This window comes from Streptomyces eurythermus (genome assembly GCF_014649115.1).
GTDB classification, from domain to species: domain Bacteria; phylum Actinomycetota; class Actinomycetes; order Streptomycetales; family Streptomycetaceae; genus Streptomyces; species Streptomyces eurythermus.
The window spans coordinates 74,056-90,587 of record NZ_BMSK01000014.1 but is presented as its reverse complement, the minus strand read 5'-3'; the positions used below and the strand labels follow the sequence as shown (position 1 = coordinate 90,587).

Below are 16,532 nucleotides of genomic sequence, written 5' to 3'. Positions count from 1 at the left end.
CGATGCGTGTCGCCCTGTTCCTGACCTGTGTCAACGACACGCTGTATCCGGACACCGGCCGGGCCGTGGTGAAGCTGCTGACCAGACTGGGTGTCGACGTCGACTTCCCGATGGACCAGACCTGCTGCGGGCAGGCGCACTACAACACCGGCTACCGGCATGAGGCCGAGCCGCTGGCCCGGCATTTCTCCGATGTCTTCCGCGACTACGAGGCGATCGTGACCCCGTCCGGCTCGTGCGGGGCGATGGTGCGGGAGCTGTATCCGCGACTCGGCGAACGGGCCCGGGCCGAGGGGCGCGGGGACGGTCTCGCCCGGGCGCTGGCGCCGGTGGTGCCGAAGACGTACGAGCTGACGGAGTTCCTGGTGGATGTGCTCGGCGTGACGGACGTGGGCGCCTACTACCCGCACAAGGTCACCTACCACCCCACCTGTCACGGGCTGCGCGGACTCGGCCTCGGGGACCGGCCGCGCCGGCTGCTGAAGGCGGTGCAGGGGCTGGAACTGGCCGAACTGCCGGGCGCCGCGGAGTGCTGCGGGTTCGGCGGGACGTTCGCGGTGAAGAACGCCGCGGTGTCGGCGGCGATGGGCGTGGACAAGGTGCGCGACGCGGAGGCGACGGGCGCCGAGGTGCTGTGCGCGGCCGACAACTCCTGCCTGATGCACATCGGCGGCACGATGAGCCGGCTGGGCAGCGGCATGCGGCCGGTGCACATCGCGGAGATCCTGGCGAGCACGGAGGAGGAACCGGCGGTATGAGCGCCACGTTCGTCGGCATGCCCGCGTTTCCGGAGGCCGCGCGGGAGGCCGTCCGCAACCCCACCCTGCGCGGCAACCTGCGCCACGCCACGCACACCATCCGCGCCAAACGGGCCCGGGCCGTCGGCGAGTTGTCCGACTGGGCGGGGCTGCGCGAGGCGGGCCGCCGGATCAAGGACCACACCCTGCGCCATCTCGACCGGTACCTGGAGCAGTTGGAGGAGTCGGTCACCGCGGCCGGCGGTACGGTGCACTGGGCGGCCGACGCCGAGGAGGCCAACCGGATCGTCACCGAACTGGTCCGGGCCACCGGCGAGTCGGAGGTCGTCAAGGTCAAGTCGATGGCCACCCAGGAGATCGAGCTGAACGAGGCCCTCGCGGCGGCGGGCATCCGCGCCTACGAGACCGATCTCGCCGAGCTGATCGTGCAGTTGGGCAAGGACCGCCCCTCGCACATCCTCGTCCCCGCCATCCACCGCAACCGGGGCGAGATCCGGGACATCTTCGCGCGGGAGATGCGCGAGTGGGGCCGGCCGGCGCCCGAGGACCTGACGGACACGCCCGCCGACCTGGCCGAGGCGGCCCGGCTGCACCTGCGGGAGAAGTTCCTGCGGGCGAAGGTCGGCATCTCCGGCGCCAACTTCATGGTCGCCGAGACCGGCACGCTCGTGGTCGTCGAGTCCGAGGGCAACGGCCGGATGTGTCTGACCCTGCCCGAGACGCTGATCTCGGTCGTCGGCATCGAGAAGATCGTGCCCACCTGGCGGGACCTGGAGGTCTTCCTGCAGACCCTGCCCCGCTCCTCGACCGCCGAGCGCATGAACCCGTACACCAGCATGTGGACCGGCACCACGGACGAGGACGGCCCGCGCGCCTTCCACCTGGTGCTGCTCGACAACGGTCGCACCGACACCCTCGCCGACACCGTGGGCCGCCAGGCGCTGCGCTGCATCCGCTGCTCGGCCTGCCTGAACGTGTGCCCGGTGTACGAGCGGGCGGGCGGGCACGCCTACGGCTCGGTGTACCCGGGCCCCATCGGCGCCATCCTCAGCCCCCAGCTGCGGGGCACGGGAAGCGAGATCGACGCCTCCCTGCCGTACGCCTCGTCGCTGTGCGGGGCCTGCTACGAGGTGTGCCCGGTGGCCATCGACATCCCCGAGGTGCTGGTGCACCTGCGGGAGCGGGTGGTGGAAGGCGGTCCGGCCGTGCGCCGGGGCAACAAGGTGCTGCTGAAGCCGGCGAAGGGGCACGCGGCCGAGCGGGCGGCGATGCGGGCGGCGCGCTGGGCGTTCGCCCACCCCGGCGCCCTGCGCGCGGGCCAGCGGCTGGCCTCCCGGACGCGCCGGCTGCATCCGCGCACCCTGCCGGGTCCGGGCCGGGCGTGGAGCGGCGCGCGGGATCTGCCGGCCGTGCCCCCGGAGCCCTTCCGGGACTGGTGGCAGCGCACCCGCGGCGGAAAGGACGGCGACAGGTGAACAGCAGGGAACGGATCCTGGGCCGGGTGCGGCGGGCCCTCGCGGACGTGACCCCGGACGAGCGGCCGTACGAGCAGGCCGTGCCCCGGGACTACCTGCGCGCGCACGGGGAGCGGACCGCCGGGGAGACGGTGGACCTGCTGGCGGAGAACCTCGCGGACTACCGGGCGATCGTGCACCGCACGGACGCCGAGGAGCTGCCGACGCTCGTCATGCGGCTGCTCGCCGCGCACGGCTCCCGGGAGGTGCTGGTCCCGCCGGGGTTGCCCGAGGAGTGGCTGGCCGCCACGGACGCGGTACGGGTCCCCGACGCACCGGCGGACACGGCCGGGCGGCTGGACCGGGTGGACAGCGTGGTCACCGGCTGCGCCGTGGCGATCGCGGAGACCGGCACCCTCGTGCTCGACGGCTCCCCGGACCAGGGCCGGCGCCGCGTCTCGCTGATCCCGGACCACCACATCTGCGTCGTCCGCGTCCCGGACCAGGTCGTCTCCTCCGTCCCGCAGGCCCTCGAACGCCTCGACCCGGCCCGCCCGTTGACCTGGATCTCGGGGCCGTCGGCCACCAGCGACATCGAACTGGACCGGGTGGAGGGCGTGCACGGCCCCCGCACGCTGGAGGTGATCCTGTTCGGCTGACCGCCGGGCACGCGGGGTCCGCCGGTCGGGGCACGACGGGATGAGGGGGCGGGCCGGCTGCCGTAGCGTGGGGGAATGATCCGGTTCGAGCAGGTCACCAAGCGGTATCCGGACGGTACGACGGCCGTGGACGACCTCTCCTTCGAGGTCGCCGAGGGCGAACTGGTGACGCTCGTCGGGCCGTCCGGGTGCGGCAAGACGACGACCATGATGATGGTGAACCGGCTCATCGAGCCGACCTCCGGCCGGATCCTCGTCGGCGGCCGGGACATCGCCGGCGTCGACCCGGTGCGGCTGCGCCGCCGCATCGGGTACGTCATCCAGCAGGTGGGCCTCTTCCCGCACCGCACCGTCCTGGACAACACCGCGACCGTGCCCGCGCTGCTCGGCTGGAAGCGGGCGCGCGCCCGGGCCCGGGCGGCCGAGCTGCTGGACCTGGTGGGCCTGGACCCGAAGACGTACGGGCCGCGCTATCCCCACCAGCTGTCCGGCGGGCAGCGGCAGCGGGTCGGGGTGGCCCGCGCGCTGGCCGCCGACCCGCCGGTGCTGCTGATGGACGAGCCGTTCGGCGCGGTCGACCCGGTGGTGCGCGAGCAGTTGCAGGACGAGTTCCTGCGCATGCAGGCCGAGGTGCGCAAGACGGTGCTGCTGGTCACGCACGACATCGAGGAGGCCGTCCGGCTCGGTGACCGCATCGCCGTGTACGGGCAGGGCCGCGTCGAGCAGTTCGACACGCCCGGCGCGGTCCTCGGGGCGCCCGCCACGCCGTACGTCGCCTCCTTCGTGGGCGCCGACCGGGGGCTGAAGCGGCTGTCGGTCACCGCGATCGAGCCGGACGACCTGGAGCAGCCGCCGGTGGCCCGCCCGGAGGAGTCCGCCGCGCGGGCCCGGGAGCGGCTGCTCGGTCAGGGCGCCCGGTGGGCGGTGGTCCTGGACGCGGACGGTGATCTGCGCGGCTGGGCCGGCGTCGGGGAGCTGGCGGCGGGCGGCACGGTCGGGGACCGGGCCCACCGGATGACCGCCTGGGTGCCGGTCGGGGCGCCGCTGAAGCAGGCGTTCGGGGTGATGCTCCAGCACGACGCCGGGTGGGTGGCCGTGCTGGACGGGGCGCGGTTCCTCGGCGTGCTGACCCCGGCGAAGCTGCACGAGGCGCTGCGCCGCTCGGTGGACGCGGACGCGCGCGGGGTGACGCGGGGGCAGGTGCCGTTCGACTCGGTGGCGGACGCCTGAGGCGGCCTACCCGGTCAGCCCCTTCTCCTGGAGGTAGGCGCGGGCCACGTCGGCGGGCAGCCGGCGCGCGGCGTCGACCTGCCGGTTCATGGCGGCGAGGTCGGCGGTGGTCAGGACGGCGTCGAGCCGTCCCAGAGCCTTCGCCACCCGTGCGCCGCCCGCGCGGGCGCGGTTGACGACCGGGACGACGTGGTCGGCGTTCTGCAGCCGCTTGTCGTCGGCGAGCAGGACCAGGCCGAAGGAGTCGAGGGTGGCGTCGGTGGTGGTGGTCAGCACCATCTGGTCCCGGCCCTGCTGCACGGCCCGTTTGGCCTGGGTGGTGCCGACGCCCTTGGGATCGATCCCGGTGATGTGGATGCCGTACACCTTGCGCAGGCCCGGGGCGCAGTACGGCCGCCGTACGCACTCGTCGCCCGCCGCGAGCCGTACCGGCAGTTTCCTGGCGCCGAGGTCGCCGAGGGTCTTCAGGCGGTGCCGGCGGGCGTAGGCGGCACTCACCGCGAAGGCGTTCTGGTCGACGGCCCGGCCCGGCGCGAGGACGGTCAGGCCCCGGGGCGTGGCGAGGGCGCGCAGGGCCTTCATCGTGGCGCCGAGGTCGGGCGAGCCGACCGGGGCCGCGTCGGCGCCGTGCGTCTTGGCGTTCAGCCAGTCGGCGAAGGTGGCCGCGTACTCGGGTACGACGTCGATCCGGCCGGATTCCAGGGCCGGTTCGTACAGTTCCCGGTTGGCGACCGTGAGGATGGAGGTCCGGTATCCGGCGTCGCCGAGCAGCCGGGCGTACAGCTGGGCGAGCAGGTCGCTCTCGGTGAAACCGGCCGATCCGATGGTCAGCCGGCCGCTGTCACCGGGCGCGGCGGTGACCTGGCCGCGGTCCTCCAGGGCGGGGCCGGCGGCACAGGCGCCGAGCAGGAGAAGGGCGAGGAGGGCGAGGGCGGGTGTCCTGGGGTTTCTCATGGCCCACCGCCCCTGGCCCGGGCCGGCGCCAGCCGCTCGGCGAGTTCGAAGACGGCCTCCACCACGAGGGCGAAGGCGGCGACGAGGAACGCGCCCGCGACCACCTGGGGGGTGCTGGCCAGGTTGAAACCGGCCGTGATGATCCGTCCGAGGCCGCCGCCGCCCGCGAGCGCGGCGATGGTGGCGGTGGCGACGAGCTGCACCGCGGCGATCCGGACCCCGTTCAGCAGCAGGGGGAGCGAAAGGGGCAGTTCCACGTGGAACAGCAACTGGCGGCCGGTCATCCCCATGCCCCGGGCGGCCTGGACGACACCGCGGTCGACCTCGCGCACGCCGACGTAGGCGTTGGTGAGCAGCGGCGGTACGGCGAACAGCACCAGGGCGACCACGGTGGGGCCGTCGCCCCAGCGTCCGACGGGGGTGAGCAGCAGCAGGACCAGGACGGCGAAGGTGGGAACGGCCCGGCCCGCGTTGGCGAGGTTCACGGCGAGCGCGCCGCCCTTGCCGAGGTGGCCGAGGACCAGCGCGACGGGCAGGGCGATCGCACAGCTCAGCAGGAGGCAGACGGCGGTGAGCAGCAGGTGCTGGAGCAGCCGGTGCCGGATGCCGTCCTCGCCCGGCCAGTGCGCGGGGTCGGTGAGCCAGTCCCAGGCGGCGGCGAGGGTGCTCATGCGCGGGCCGTCCTGGTCCAGGGGGTGATCAGCCGCTGCACGGCCAGCAGGAGCAGGTCCGCGGCGACGGCGATCAGCACACACAGCACGGACGCGGTGAGCACCTGGGCCTTGAAGTAACTGTTCATGCCCGCGTAGATGAGGTTGCCGAGCCCGCCGTAGCCGACGATCGCGCCGACCGTGGCCAGGGAGACCGCCGAGACGGTGGCGATGCGCAGGCCCGCCATCGCGGCGGGCAGGGCGAGCGGCAGTTCCACGGCGAGGAGCAGGCGGACGGGGCCGTAGCCGAGGCCGCGCGCTGCCTGCCGGGTCTCCTCGGGGACGGCGCGCAGGCCCGCGAGGATGTTCCGGACGAGCACGGTGAGCGAGTACAGCGCCAGCCCGGCGACGACGAGGGCGGCGGACAGGCCGTACAGGGGCAGGAGGAGGGAGTACATGGCCAGCGACGGGATGGTGTACAGGATCGTGGTCACGGCCAGCACCGGGCCGGCCGCCCAGCCCCAGCGCCGGGCCAGCACCGCGAGCGGCACCGCGACGACCAGGCCGGTCAGCACCGACACAGAGGTGAGCTGGAGATGCTGGACGACCGCGTCGAGCAGGATCTGCCGACGGGTGCTCAGATAGACCCCGCAGATCCACTCGTTGCGCGCCAGGCAGTCGTCGGGGAGCGGTGTCACGGGTCCATTGCAGCGGGCGGGGACGGGCGGTGCGCGTCGGCGTGGGCCGGATGGGGGGGTGGTGGGCCCCGCCGCCCGGTGGTCAGCCGGCCAGGTCCGCCGTCAGGCGTCGCACGGTGGCGCGGAACTCCTCGTCCTCGTGGATGAGCTGGGTCTGCAGGCCCGAGCCGATGACGCGGCGGTCCCCCTCGGCGAGCAGCCGTATCCGCTCGCGCAGGGCCGGGGTGAACGCGGCGGGGCCGAGGGCGGCGAGGGCCTCGACCGCGGCACACGCGGGGTTGCGGGACGCACCGGGCGCGACGGCCGCGAGGACGCGGTCGGCCAGCTCGGTGAGCGGGACTCCGGCGGGGCGGTCGCTGCCCGGGTACACGGCCGCCAGCGCCCGCGCGGCGGCCGCGGCCGTGCGTGCCCGGTCGAGCATGGCCAGCAGGTGGGGGACGGCGGGGCGGGCGGCGGGCCCGAGGAGCGCGGCGGCCCCGGCCGCGAGGTCGGCGATCCGGTCGCCCCACGGTTCGGCCGCCCGGCCCAGTCCCTCCAGGACCATCGGCAGGACCCGCTCGGCGTCGCCGGTCAGGTGCCATACCGCGGTGGCCGCCGCCAGCCCCGCCCGGATCGCCGGGTCACCGGTCCGGGTGCCGGCCGGTTCGGCCAGCAGGTCCAGGAGGCGGGGCAGCAGCGGGCGGGCCCGCTCGCCGAGCGCGGCGGCGGCCTGGGCGCACCGTTCACGTGCGTCGCCCGGCTCTCCCAGCCCGGTCTCCAGGACATCGAGCAGCGGGCCGGCGTCGCCCGTGAGGGTGTGCAGCGCGGTCGCGGCAGCCTCGCGGTTCGTCCGGGAGCCGGCCCCGGCGCAGGCCCGCAGGGCGGCGACCGCGGCGGCGTCCGTCCCGTCGGTCACGGCGGCGAGCGCCCGGCTCACCGCGACCGGGTGCCGGGGCAGCGCGGCGACCAGCTCGGGTGTCGCGGCGCGGGCGGCGGGCCCCCAGCCGGCCAGGAGGCCGGCCAGCCACACCGGTTCGTTCACGGCCACCAGTCCGCCCGCCGTCAGCGGCCGGCGCTCGCCCGGTGCCGGGCTCCCCGCGGTCACGGCGGCCAGCCGCGCCCGGACCGCGTCCAGCAGCGCCGGCGTGCACGGCAGCGGGGCCGGAGGGTGCCGCAGGGTCCGCTGGAAGGCGGCGCGCAGGGCGTCCGGCCGGTCCGCGAGCCACCGCGCGAGGAGGTCCGCCGCCTCGGGCGTGCCCAGGGACACCAGGGCCGCGAGGGCGTGGTCGGCCGGTTCTCCGGTGCCCTCGGCGAGACGGACCAGGGCCGGGACCGCGTCCGGGGCGGGCTCGGACCAGTCGCGCAGCGCGGTGATGACGGTGCCGGCGATGGCCGGGAAGTCCAGCAGGGGCAGCATCGCGGGCAGCAGGCGCCCCGGCGCGCTACGCGAGCGCAGGGCGAGCGCCTCGGCCGCCCAGGTCGCCTCGGTGACCGCCGGGCCGGAATCCGCCCCGGCGCGTACGGCCGCCACCGCGCGGTCCAGCGCGGAGACGACGACCTCGGCCGCCGCGGCCGCCTCCCCGCGCTCGTACAGGGCGACGACGAGGTCCCGCAGCGGCTCGCGCTCCCACTGGCTGCCCTCGCTGTGCCGCTCCAGCGGTGCCAGTGCCGCGACCGCGGCGGCCGAGGCGGCGTCCCACGGGAGGCCGGCCTCCACCCCGGCCAGGACCGCCGCCACCCGCACCGGCGCGGGCTCGGCCGGGCCCAGGCCCGCCGCGCACAGCTCCCCGGCCGCGTCCGGGTCGACCAGGACGCACGCGGTCAGCACGTCCGCGCGGACCACGGGATCGGTCTCCGCCGCCCAGCGCCGCCCGAGCGCCGTCCGGGCGGCCGGGCCCGCGTCCGGTCCGCACTGGGCCACCGTCCAGGCCGCGCACTGCCGGACCTCGGCGGTGCCGTCCGAGAGCAGGGGCAGCAGCAGGGGCAGTTGCGCCACGACGGCGGCGCGCGCCGCGCCCGGCCGGTCCAGGGCGCGCTCGTCCGCGCTGTCCGCGATGACGCCCAGCACGGCGAGCAGGTCGGCGGTGCGCACCCCCGCCGCCGCCAGGCGGGCCAGGAAGGCGACGGCCGGCACGGTGGCCGGGTACACCGTGCCCTGGTGGACGAGGCTGTCCCACACCGCCTGCTCCGCCTCCGCCGCGGCCTCCTCGTCCCCGGCGGCCAGGGCGCGCAGCGTCCCGGGGACGTCGGCGGCGGGCCCGTACGCGTGGTGCAGTTCCGGCCAGGCGATGCGGTCGAGACCGGCGAAGACGGAGGCGAGATCCATGCGGCGGATCCTGTCACACGGGTCCGACAGTCCCGGTCGGGCCGGGGGCGTACGCCCCCGGTGAAGGTGGTGGCGGGCGGGCCGGTGACCGTCGGCGGGACCGGTCGGCGCCGACGGCAGGACCGTGGCGCGAGAGCTGAACAAGCGCTTAGATAGGGCCAAGGAACGTTTCCCTGGGGCGTGTTTCCAGGGCTTCTGCTGCTCCCGACCCGCCGGAGGGCCCGTTGTTCACGTCCGTCGACGACGTCTCCGTCCGCCTCGCCGAGGCCGGCTACCTCGCCTCGCCCGCTGTCGCCACCACCGTGTTCCTCGCCGCCCGGCTGGGCAAGCCGCTGCTGGTGGAGGGGCCCGCCGGGGTCGGCAAGACGGAACTGGCCAAGGCCGTCGCCCAGGTGGCCGGCGCCCGGCTGGTGCGGCTCCAGTGCTACGAGGGCGTGGACGAGTCCCGGGCACTGTACGAGTGGAACCACGCCAAGCAGCTGCTGCGCATCAGCGCGGGCCGCGACGAGAGCTGGGACGAGACCCGTACCGACATCTTCAGCGAGGAGTTCCTGCTCCCCCGCCCGCTGCTGACCGCCATCCGCGGTGACGAGCCGACGGTGCTGCTCATCGACGAGACCGACAAGGCCGACGTCGAGATGGAGGGACTGCTGCTGGAGGTGCTCAGCGACTTCCAGATCACGGTCCCCGAACTGGGCACGGTCACCGCCACCCGCCGCCCGTTCGTGGTCCTCACCTCCAACGCCGGCCGGGAACTCTCCGAGGCGCTGCGCCGCCGCTGCCTGTTCCTGCACATCGGGTTCCCGGAGGAGGAACTCGAGCGGCGGATCGTACGGCTGAAGGTGCCGGGCCTCGGTGCCGCGCTGACCGAGTCGGTGGTGCGGGTGGCCGGGGCGCTGCGCGCGATGGACCTGCGCAAGGCGCCCTCCGTCGCCGAGACCGTCGACTGGGCGCGCACCCTGCTGGCCCTGGGCGCGGACACCCTGGCCGAGAGCGTCGTACGGGACACCCTCGGGGTGATCCTCAAGCACCAGGACGACATCCAGAAGGCGGCAGCCAAGCTGGACTTGGACGCGCTGTGACCGCCGTGGCCGACCGGATCACCGGCCTGGTCGGGGCGCTGCGCGCGCACGGGGTGCGGATCGGCACCGGGGAGACCGTGGACGCGGCGCGGGCGGTGGCGGCGCTGGGGCTGGCGGACCGGGAGCTGCTGCGCGAGGGGCTGGCCGCGACCCTGCTGCACGGTCCGGGCCAACGGGCCCTGTTCGACTCGGTCTTCGACCTGTACTTCCCGCGCGGTGTCGGCGGTCCGCGGAGCGCTTCCGGGGACCGGGACGATCTGCGCGACCGGCTCGCCGGGGCGCTGGCCGCCGACGACCGGGCGCTGCTGGCCCGGCTGGCGGCCGAGGCGGTCGACGGGCTGGGCGGGTACGGGAGTTCACCCGGCTCGGACGGCTGGTCGGCGTACCAGACCCTGGACCGGCTGCGTCCGCAGACCCTGCTGGCCCGGGTACGGGCCGACATCCGGGGCCAGGGCGGGAACGGCACGGGCGGGAACGGCACGGGCGGGGCGGACTTCGCGGACCGGCTGCTGGACGACGAGATCCGGCGCCGCATCGAGGAGTTCCGGCGGATGGTCGGGGCGGAGGCGCGGCGCCGGGTGGCGGAGCGGCGCGGGCGCGACGAGATCGCCCGGCGGGGCGTCCGCCCGACCGCCGACCGGGTCGACTTCCTGTACGCCGGCCGGGACCAGCTCGCCGAACTGCGCAGGACCGTCCAGCCGCTCGCGCGCAAGCTGGCCACCCGGCTGGCCGCGCGCCGCCGCCGGGCCGCACGCGGCACGATCGACCTGCGCCGCACCCTGCGCTCGTCGCTGTCCACGGGCGGGGTGCCGATGCGGCCGGTGCTGCGCCGGCGCCGCCCGGTCCGCCCCGAACTGGTGCTGCTGTGCGATGTGTCCGGCTCGGTGTCCGGGTTCTCCGACTTCACCATGCTCCTCGTCCAGGCGCTGCACGAGGAGTTCACCAAGGTCCGTGTGTTCGCCTTCGTCAACCGGCTGGACGAGGTCACCGGTCTGCTCGACCACGGCCGCGCCGACCCGGACGGGCTGGGCGCCCGCATCCGGGCCGAGGCCACGCTCACCGGCTGGCACGGCAGCAGCGACTACGGCATGGCGCTGGGCGAGTTCGCCGAACGGTACGGCGGCGCGGTCGGCCCGCGTACCACGGTGTTCGTCCTCGGTGACGCCCGGACGAACATGAGCGACCCGAACCTCCCCGCCGTACGGGATATCGCCCGGCGGGCCCGGCGCGTCCACTGGCTGAACCCCGAGCCGCGCGACCGCTGGGGCACCGGCGACTCGGCGGCGCCCGCGTACGCCGGCCTGGTGGAGATGCACGAGTGCCGCACGGCCCGGCAACTCGGCGCGCTGATCGCCCGGTTGCTGCCGGTGTGAGACGAGCCCGGGGCGCGCCCGCCGACGTGGGTGACGACGGGCCGCCCCCCGTGATCGACTGGGCTCGGCGCGCCCTCCCCGCCCGCCGACATCGAGCACCGAGCACCGAGGACATCGCGATGAGCCAGCACCCGCCCGTGCCGCTGGGCACCTTCCCCACCCCCGTCGAACCGGCGCCCCGGCTGGCCGTCGCGCTCGGGCTGGAGCCGGACGACCTGTGGGTGAAGCGGGACGACCTGACCGGACCGGGCGGCGGCGGGAACAAGGTCCGCAAACTGGAGTGGACGGTCGGCGCGGCCCTCGCCGAGGGCGCGGACACCCTCGTCACGACCGGTGCCCCGCAGAGCAACCACGCCCGGCTGACCGCCGCCGCGGGCGCCCGGCTGGGGCTCGACGTCGTCCTCGTCCTGCGCGGCTCCCCGGGCGGCTCACGCTCCGGAAACCTCGCCCTGGACGGGCTGTTCGGGGCGCGGCTCGCCTGGGCCGGCGAGGTGGACCGGGCCGCGCTGGACGCGACGGCCGAGGAGGTCTGCGCGCGGCTGCGGACCGCCGGCGCCCGTCCGGCGCTGATCCCGTTCGGCGGCTCCAGCACCCTGTCGGCCAGGGGCTACGCGGACTGCGGGGCGGAACTGCGCGAGCAGGTGCCCCGGCTGCGCACGGTGGTGGTCGCGCTCGGTTCGGGCGGCACCATGGCGGGGCTGGTCGCGGCCCTGGGCAGGGGCTCGGTGCTCGGTGTCGACGTGGGCGCGCTGGCCGACCCGGCCGCCGCGGTGGCCGAGTTCGCCGCACCGCTCACGCACGAGGAGGTCGTGCCGGAGGGGCTGCGGGTGCGCCGGGACCAGGTGGGCGCCGGGTACGCGGCCCTGACCGGCCCGGTGACGGAGGCGCTCCGGCTCGCCGCCCGCACCGAGGGGCTGGTCCTGGACCCGACCTACACGGGCCGGGCCCTGGCGGGCCTCCGCGCGGCCGTCCGGGACGGTGACATCCGCCCGGGTGAGAAGACGGTCTTCCTGCACACCGGCGGCCTGCCGGGCCTCTTCGGCCATCCGGCGGCGGTGGCCTTCGCGGAGGAGGGGGCGGCGGCCTTCTAGGCGTGACGGTCAGGTCTTCCGCTCCTTCGCGTACTCGATTTCTTCCGCTCCTCCGCGTACTCGGTTCTTCTACTCCTTCGCGTACTCGTTCGCCATGGTGCCCGCGAAGTCGTGGACGACGACCTGCTCGTCGCCGACCACCCAGGCGTCGTGGCCGGGCGGGCACACGAAGACGTCTCCCGGTCCGACCTCGCCCTCACCGCCGTCGTCCATGCGGATGTGCAGCCGCCCGCGCACCACGTATCCGTTGTGGTGGACCATGCAGCTCCCGGTTCCCGCGATCGGTGCCACGGACTCCGACCAGCGCCAGCCCGGCTCGAACGTGCCCACCGCGAAGTCGAGCCCGGTCAGGTGCAGCGCTTCGAGGTGGCCGCGGGGGAAGTCACGCCGTTCGTCCGGCTTGTCGACCGTCTTCACTTCCAGCATGACGGTGTCCTCCCTTCCGGCCGCTCACCGCGGCCGGGGCCGGCCCCGTCCCCCGGCGGCCTCGGACGGCACCGGCGCTGCGGCGGCGGCCGTACCCCATCCCACCATCGTCGGCCCGGCGTCCTCTCCCCGCCAACCACGGGTGCCGCCCGACGGCGGGCTACCCATCGCGCGCCGCCCGCAGCAGGAACGTACGGACGCGGGTCACGTCGGGGTTGTCGTAGACGCCGGGGCGCTGGACGAGGAAGCCGGTGTTGATCGGCGGGTCCTCCGGTTCCAGCAGCGCCACGAGCGCGCCGGACTCCAGCAGGTCCTGGCACAGGTACCGGGGCAGCACGCCGAACCCGGCGCCCGCGGCGACGGCGGCGAGCACCCCGCGCAGGTCGGGCACGGTCACGGCGGCGGTACGGGTGAGGCGCCGGCCGAAGACGTGCCGCCAGTAGCGGCGGGTGATCGGCAGGTCCTCGGCGTAGGTGACGAGCGGGACATCGTGCAGGAGGGCGGGGTCGAAGGAACGGCCCGGGTCTCCGGCAGGCGGCTCCGGACCGGCGGAGCTCTCGGCCCGCGGCCCGTCGTCCGCTCCCCTGTCTTCCGGATCCTCCTCACCGGTGTCCCGGGCGTGCCGCGGTTCCCTCAGCCGGTCGGCCCACACCGGGGCGGTGACCAGGACGAACTCCTCGTCGGTGAGCGGCACGGCGTGCAGGGTCCGGCCGCGTGGACGGGTGGTGGCGATCACCAGGTCGTGGCGGCCGGCGCGCAGTTCGTCCAGCAGGGGATCGGTCAGCCCGGTCGACACCCGCAGCCGTACGCCGTCGGCGACCAGCGGCGCCAGGGCCGGCAGCACGGTGGTGCACAGCAGTTCCGCCGGGCCGGCCAGATGGACGGGCTCGGCCCTGCTCCCGGCCGCCGGGGCGGGACCCGCGACGGCGGCCAGCTCGTCCAGCGGCGCGGCGACGCGGGCGGCCAGCCCGTCGGCCACCGGGGTCGGTGTGACGCCGCGCGGCAGCCGCTCGAACAGCTCCCGGCCGGTCTGCCGCTCCAGCGCCCGCATCTGCGTCGTCACCGTCGGCTGCGACAGCCCGAGCAGCCGGGCGGCGCCGGTGAAGGAGCCGGTCCGGTACACCGCGAGAAAGGTGCGCAGCAGGTTGAGGTCGAGGGAAGCGGTCTCCACGGCTCCGAGTATGGCCGCGGCCCCTCCCCGGCATCCATAGGAAAACCAATGCCGGCCATACGGTCCTTCATTGGATGCCTATGGGTGTGCCGGTCTACGTTCGCAGTAGCAGACCCCAGTTCCCTGGGATCCCGGCTTTCTGGAGAGAACCACCATGTCGAAGATCCTTTTCGTGCTGACCGGCGCCGACCACTGGACGCTCGCCGACGGCACCGCGCATCCGACCGGCTTCTGGGCCGAGGAGGCCGTGGTCCCCTACCGCGCCCTCAAGGCCGCCGGCCACGAGATCGTCGTCGCCACGCCGGGCGGTGTCGTGCCGCCGGTCGACCGGGCCAGCCTGTCCGCCGAGGTCAACGGCGGCCAGGAGAAGGCCGGTGAACTCGCCCGCGCCCTGGAGGAGATGACCGAGCTGCGGACGCCGGCGAAGCTCGCGGAGGTGGACCTCGACGACTTCGCGGCCGTCTTCTACCCGGGCGGTCACGGCCCCATGGAGGACCTGGCGGTGAACGCCGGGTCGGGCCGGCTGCTGATCGGGGCGTTGGACTCCGGCAAGCCGCTGGCCGTGGTGTGCCACGGGCCGGCCGCGCTGCTCGCCGCGGTCCGGCCGGACGGTACCAACGCCTTCGCCGGCTACCGCGCGGCGGCCTTCACCAACGAGGAGGAGGTGCAGGGCGGGCTGGCCGGGCAGGCCAGGTGGCTGCTCCAGGACCGGCTGACCGAGGCGGGCGTCGACGTGCGCGCGGGCGAGCCGTGGGCGCCGCACGTGGTGGTGGACCGCAATCTGGTCACCGGCCAGAACCCGGCGTCCTCGGCTCCGGTCGCGGAGGAACTGCTGAAGCTGCTGGGCTGAGACGCCCGGGCCGGCCGGCGGTGGGTGGCGCGCGAGCGCGGCGGAGAATTTCGTCGGCCGCGACCCGCAACCTCGCCCGGGGTCGGACGTCTGTCGGGGTGGAGGCCTCCACTTCGACCAGATGTCCGACCCTAGCGACCGAAGGAACACATGTCCGCACACCGTGCCCCACGCCAGCACCGTACGCACCGGCTGCGCGCCGCCCTGGGGGTCTCCGCCGTAGGCGCCGCCCTGACCGTCGCCGGCGCGATGACCGCGCAGGCGGCCCAGGACAGCGCGCCCGCCAAGGCCGACCGCTCGTCCGCGGCCCCGGCCCCGGAGGACGCCCACGTGTCCACCCCGGCCCCGGCCCCGGAGGACCACCAGGCGTCCACCCCGGCCCCGGTCCCGCCGACCCATACGGCGACCCCGTCCCCGGCCCCGGTCCCGCCGACCCACACCGCGACCCCGTCCCCGGTGCCGTCGCCGGTTCGGACGGGTACCCCCGCCCCGGTGCCGCCGCCGACGGGTACGGCGACCCCCGCGCCGGCCCCGGCCACGGCCGTCCCCTCCCCCGTTCCCGCCCCGGCCCGCCCGGCGCCCGTCCCGCACCACCACGCCACACCGGCACCGGTTCCGGTTCCGCAGCAGCACTGAGGCAGGTCCGGTACGGGGGGAGCCGTCGCGCGGCGGCTCCCCCCGCACCGGGACCCGGCACCGGGAGACCCATGACGACAGCGACACCACCGGCCACGGCCCTGCCCTGGGAACGCGCCGGCACCCCGAAGCCCTCCGCGTCCTGGCCGCGGCGGCTCACCCACCTGCTCCGCGCCCGCGTCCTCGCCCGGACCCCCGCGGATACGTCACCGGCCGCGCCCCGCACCGGCGCTCCGGCCGGCGCCGTCGCGGCCGGAACCCCGCCGGGCATCGAGGAGTTGTACCACCACCGCAGGCTGTCCCTGGTGCGCCTGGCGGTGCTGCTGGTGGACGACCTGCCCACCGCCGAGGACGTCGTGCAGGACGCGTTCACCGCGCTGTTCCGGCGGCACGGCCACCGGCTCGCCGCGCTGGACGACCCGGAGGCGTATCTGCGGACCAGCGTCGTCAACGGGGCCCGCTCGGTGCTGCGCCGCCGCAGGACCGTACGGGCGCACGTTCCCGCGCCGGAGGGGCACGCGCCCGCCCCTGAGGAGGATGTGCTGCTGCACGAGGACCACCGGGAGGTGCTGGCGGCGCTGCGCACGCTGACCCGGCGGCAGCGGGAGGTGCTGGTGCTGCGGTACTGGTCGCATCTGACCGAGGCCGAGATCGCGGCGGCGCTCGGACTGTCGCGCGGTGCCGTCAAGTCCACGGCCAGCAGGGCGCTGGACGCTCTGGGCCGGCGTCTGGAGGGGCTGCGATGAACGAGTACGGTACGAGGAGCGGGGCGGCGCCCGTCGAGGAGCGCCTGCGGGCCGCCCTGGCCGCGCGGGCGCACGCCGTCGGTCCGGCCGACCTGCGGCCCCTGTCACCGCCCGCCGCGCCGGTGCGGTCGCGGCGCACGCGGGTGCGCCGGATGGTGGTGGGCGGGATGACCCTGGCCGCCGTCGCCGCGCTGGTCTTCCTCACGCTCGCGCTCTTCACGACGCGCGACGGGCACCCGGCCCCGGCCCCTCCGGCCCGCTCACCGCACCCGCGGACCGCGACCCCGTCCCCGGCGCCGAGCCCCGCGACCCCGAGCCCGGCCCCCTCGACACCCACACCGAGGGCGGCGCATCCCTGAGCGGTGAGCGCCTGACACCCGCCACGCGCGCCGGTGTCACCGCGCCCGGGGTGCCACACCTCCAGCACCCGTTTCAGGGCGGTGAGTCGA

General features: G+C 75.6%; 17 protein-coding genes. 11 read left to right on the top strand and 6 right to left on the bottom strand.

Going from position 1 to position 16,532, the window contains the following annotated elements; genetic code table 11:
* Positions 1–2: 2 nt before the first annotated feature.
* The 4 genes from IE251_RS26035 to IE251_RS26020 all read left to right on the top strand — a co-directional run bounded on the left by IE251_RS26035 (position 3) and on the right by IE251_RS26020 (position 4,101).
* Complete coding sequence (locus tag IE251_RS26035) at positions 3–758, top strand: (Fe-S)-binding protein (protein WP_189755451.1); 756 nt, start codon at positions 3–5, stop codon at positions 756–758.
* Positions 755–2,233, top strand: coding sequence for a LutB/LldF family L-lactate oxidation iron-sulfur protein (locus IE251_RS26030; RefSeq protein WP_189755450.1), 1,479 nt, complete (start codon positions 755–757; stop codon positions 2,231–2,233). The genes IE251_RS26035 and IE251_RS26030 overlap by 4 nt, the downstream gene beginning before the upstream one ends.
* Positions 2,230–2,871 (top strand): LutC/YkgG family protein, encoded by a 642-nt coding sequence (locus IE251_RS26025; RefSeq protein ID WP_189755449.1) that lies wholly within the window; start codon positions 2,230–2,232, stop codon positions 2,869–2,871. Before IE251_RS26030 ends, IE251_RS26025 begins: the two co-directional genes overlap by 4 nt.
* 75 nt (positions 2,872–2,946) lie before the next feature.
* The gene (locus tag IE251_RS26020) at positions 2,947–4,101 is read left to right on the top strand and encodes a betaine/proline/choline family ABC transporter ATP-binding protein (protein ID WP_189755448.1); all 1,155 of its coding nucleotides are present in this window, start codon (positions 2,947–2,949) and stop codon (positions 4,099–4,101) included.
* A 6-nt stretch (positions 4,102–4,107) separates the two neighbouring features.
* Here the strand turns inward: IE251_RS26020 and IE251_RS26015 are convergent, their stop codons facing one another.
* The 4 genes from IE251_RS26015 to IE251_RS26000 form a co-directional block, all read right to left on the bottom strand.
* Positions 4,108–5,055 carry an ABC transporter substrate-binding protein gene (locus tag IE251_RS26015; RefSeq protein ID WP_189755447.1) on the bottom strand — a complete coding sequence of 316 codons (948 nt, stop codon included), beginning with the start codon at positions 5,053–5,055 and terminating at the stop codon, positions 4,108–4,110.
* On the bottom strand, positions 5,052–5,726 hold the full coding sequence (locus IE251_RS26010; RefSeq protein ID WP_189755446.1) for an ABC transporter permease: 675 nt from the start codon (positions 5,724–5,726) through the stop codon (positions 5,052–5,054). Before IE251_RS26010 ends, IE251_RS26015 begins: the two co-directional genes overlap by 4 nt.
* The gene (locus tag IE251_RS26005; RefSeq protein WP_189755445.1) at positions 5,723–6,403 is read right to left on the bottom strand and encodes an ABC transporter permease; all 681 of its coding nucleotides are present in this window, start codon (positions 6,401–6,403) and stop codon (positions 5,723–5,725) included. Before IE251_RS26005 ends, IE251_RS26010 begins: the two co-directional genes overlap by 4 nt.
* 82 nt (positions 6,404–6,485) lie before the next feature.
* A complete protein-coding gene (locus IE251_RS26000) occupies positions 6,486–8,708 on the bottom strand; it encodes a hypothetical protein (RefSeq protein ID WP_189755444.1) in 2,223 nt (740 codons plus the stop codon).
* Between the two features lie 224 nt (positions 8,709–8,932).
* Here IE251_RS26000 and IE251_RS25995 point away from each other — a divergent pair, with 224 nt between their 5' ends.
* The 3 genes from IE251_RS25995 (at position 8,933) to IE251_RS25985 (ending at position 12,254) form a co-directional block, all read left to right on the top strand.
* The gene (locus tag IE251_RS25995; protein WP_189755443.1) at positions 8,933–9,790 is read left to right on the top strand and encodes an AAA family ATPase; all 858 of its coding nucleotides are present in this window, start codon (positions 8,933–8,935) and stop codon (positions 9,788–9,790) included.
* Complete coding sequence (locus tag IE251_RS25990) at positions 9,787–11,163, top strand: VWA domain-containing protein (RefSeq protein ID WP_189755442.1); 1,377 nt, start codon at positions 9,787–9,789, stop codon at positions 11,161–11,163. The genes IE251_RS25995 and IE251_RS25990 overlap by 4 nt, the downstream gene beginning before the upstream one ends.
* 119 nt (positions 11,164–11,282) lie before the next feature.
* Positions 11,283–12,254 (top strand): D-cysteine desulfhydrase family protein, encoded by a 972-nt coding sequence (locus IE251_RS25985; protein WP_189755441.1) that lies wholly within the window; start codon positions 11,283–11,285, stop codon positions 12,252–12,254.
* A gap of 69 nt (positions 12,255–12,323) precedes the next feature.
* On the opposite strand, the gene IE251_RS25980 is transcribed toward IE251_RS25985, so the two are convergent.
* Both IE251_RS25980 and IE251_RS25975 read right to left on the bottom strand, forming a co-directional pair.
* A complete protein-coding gene (locus IE251_RS25980) occupies positions 12,324–12,680 on the bottom strand; it encodes a cupin domain-containing protein (protein WP_030780276.1) in 357 nt (118 codons plus the stop codon).
* 160 nt (positions 12,681–12,840) lie between these two features.
* Positions 12,841–13,851, bottom strand: a complete 1,011-nt coding sequence (locus IE251_RS25975) for a LysR family transcriptional regulator (RefSeq protein ID WP_229896935.1) — start codon at positions 13,849–13,851, stop codon at positions 12,841–12,843.
* A gap of 154 nt (positions 13,852–14,005) precedes the next feature.
* On the opposite strand from IE251_RS25975, the gene IE251_RS25970 reads away from it, so the two are divergent.
* From IE251_RS25970 to IE251_RS25955, 4 genes are all read left to right on the top strand, one after another.
* Positions 14,006–14,701: a type 1 glutamine amidotransferase domain-containing protein gene (locus IE251_RS25970; protein WP_189755440.1), complete on the top strand. Its 696-nt coding sequence runs from the start codon at positions 14,006–14,008 to the stop codon at positions 14,699–14,701.
* 150 nt (positions 14,702–14,851) lie between these two features.
* The gene (locus tag IE251_RS25965; protein WP_189755439.1) at positions 14,852–15,337 is read left to right on the top strand and encodes a hypothetical protein; all 486 of its coding nucleotides are present in this window, start codon (positions 14,852–14,854) and stop codon (positions 15,335–15,337) included.
* A gap of 71 nt (positions 15,338–15,408) precedes the next feature.
* Positions 15,409–16,083: an RNA polymerase sigma factor gene (locus tag IE251_RS25960; protein WP_189755438.1), complete on the top strand. Its 675-nt coding sequence runs from the start codon at positions 15,409–15,411 to the stop codon at positions 16,081–16,083.
* Positions 16,080–16,442, top strand: a complete 363-nt coding sequence (locus tag IE251_RS25955) for a hypothetical protein (protein ID WP_189755437.1) — start codon at positions 16,080–16,082, stop codon at positions 16,440–16,442. The genes IE251_RS25960 and IE251_RS25955 overlap by 4 nt, the downstream gene beginning before the upstream one ends.
* The last annotated feature ends 90 nt before the right edge of the window (positions 16,443–16,532 follow it).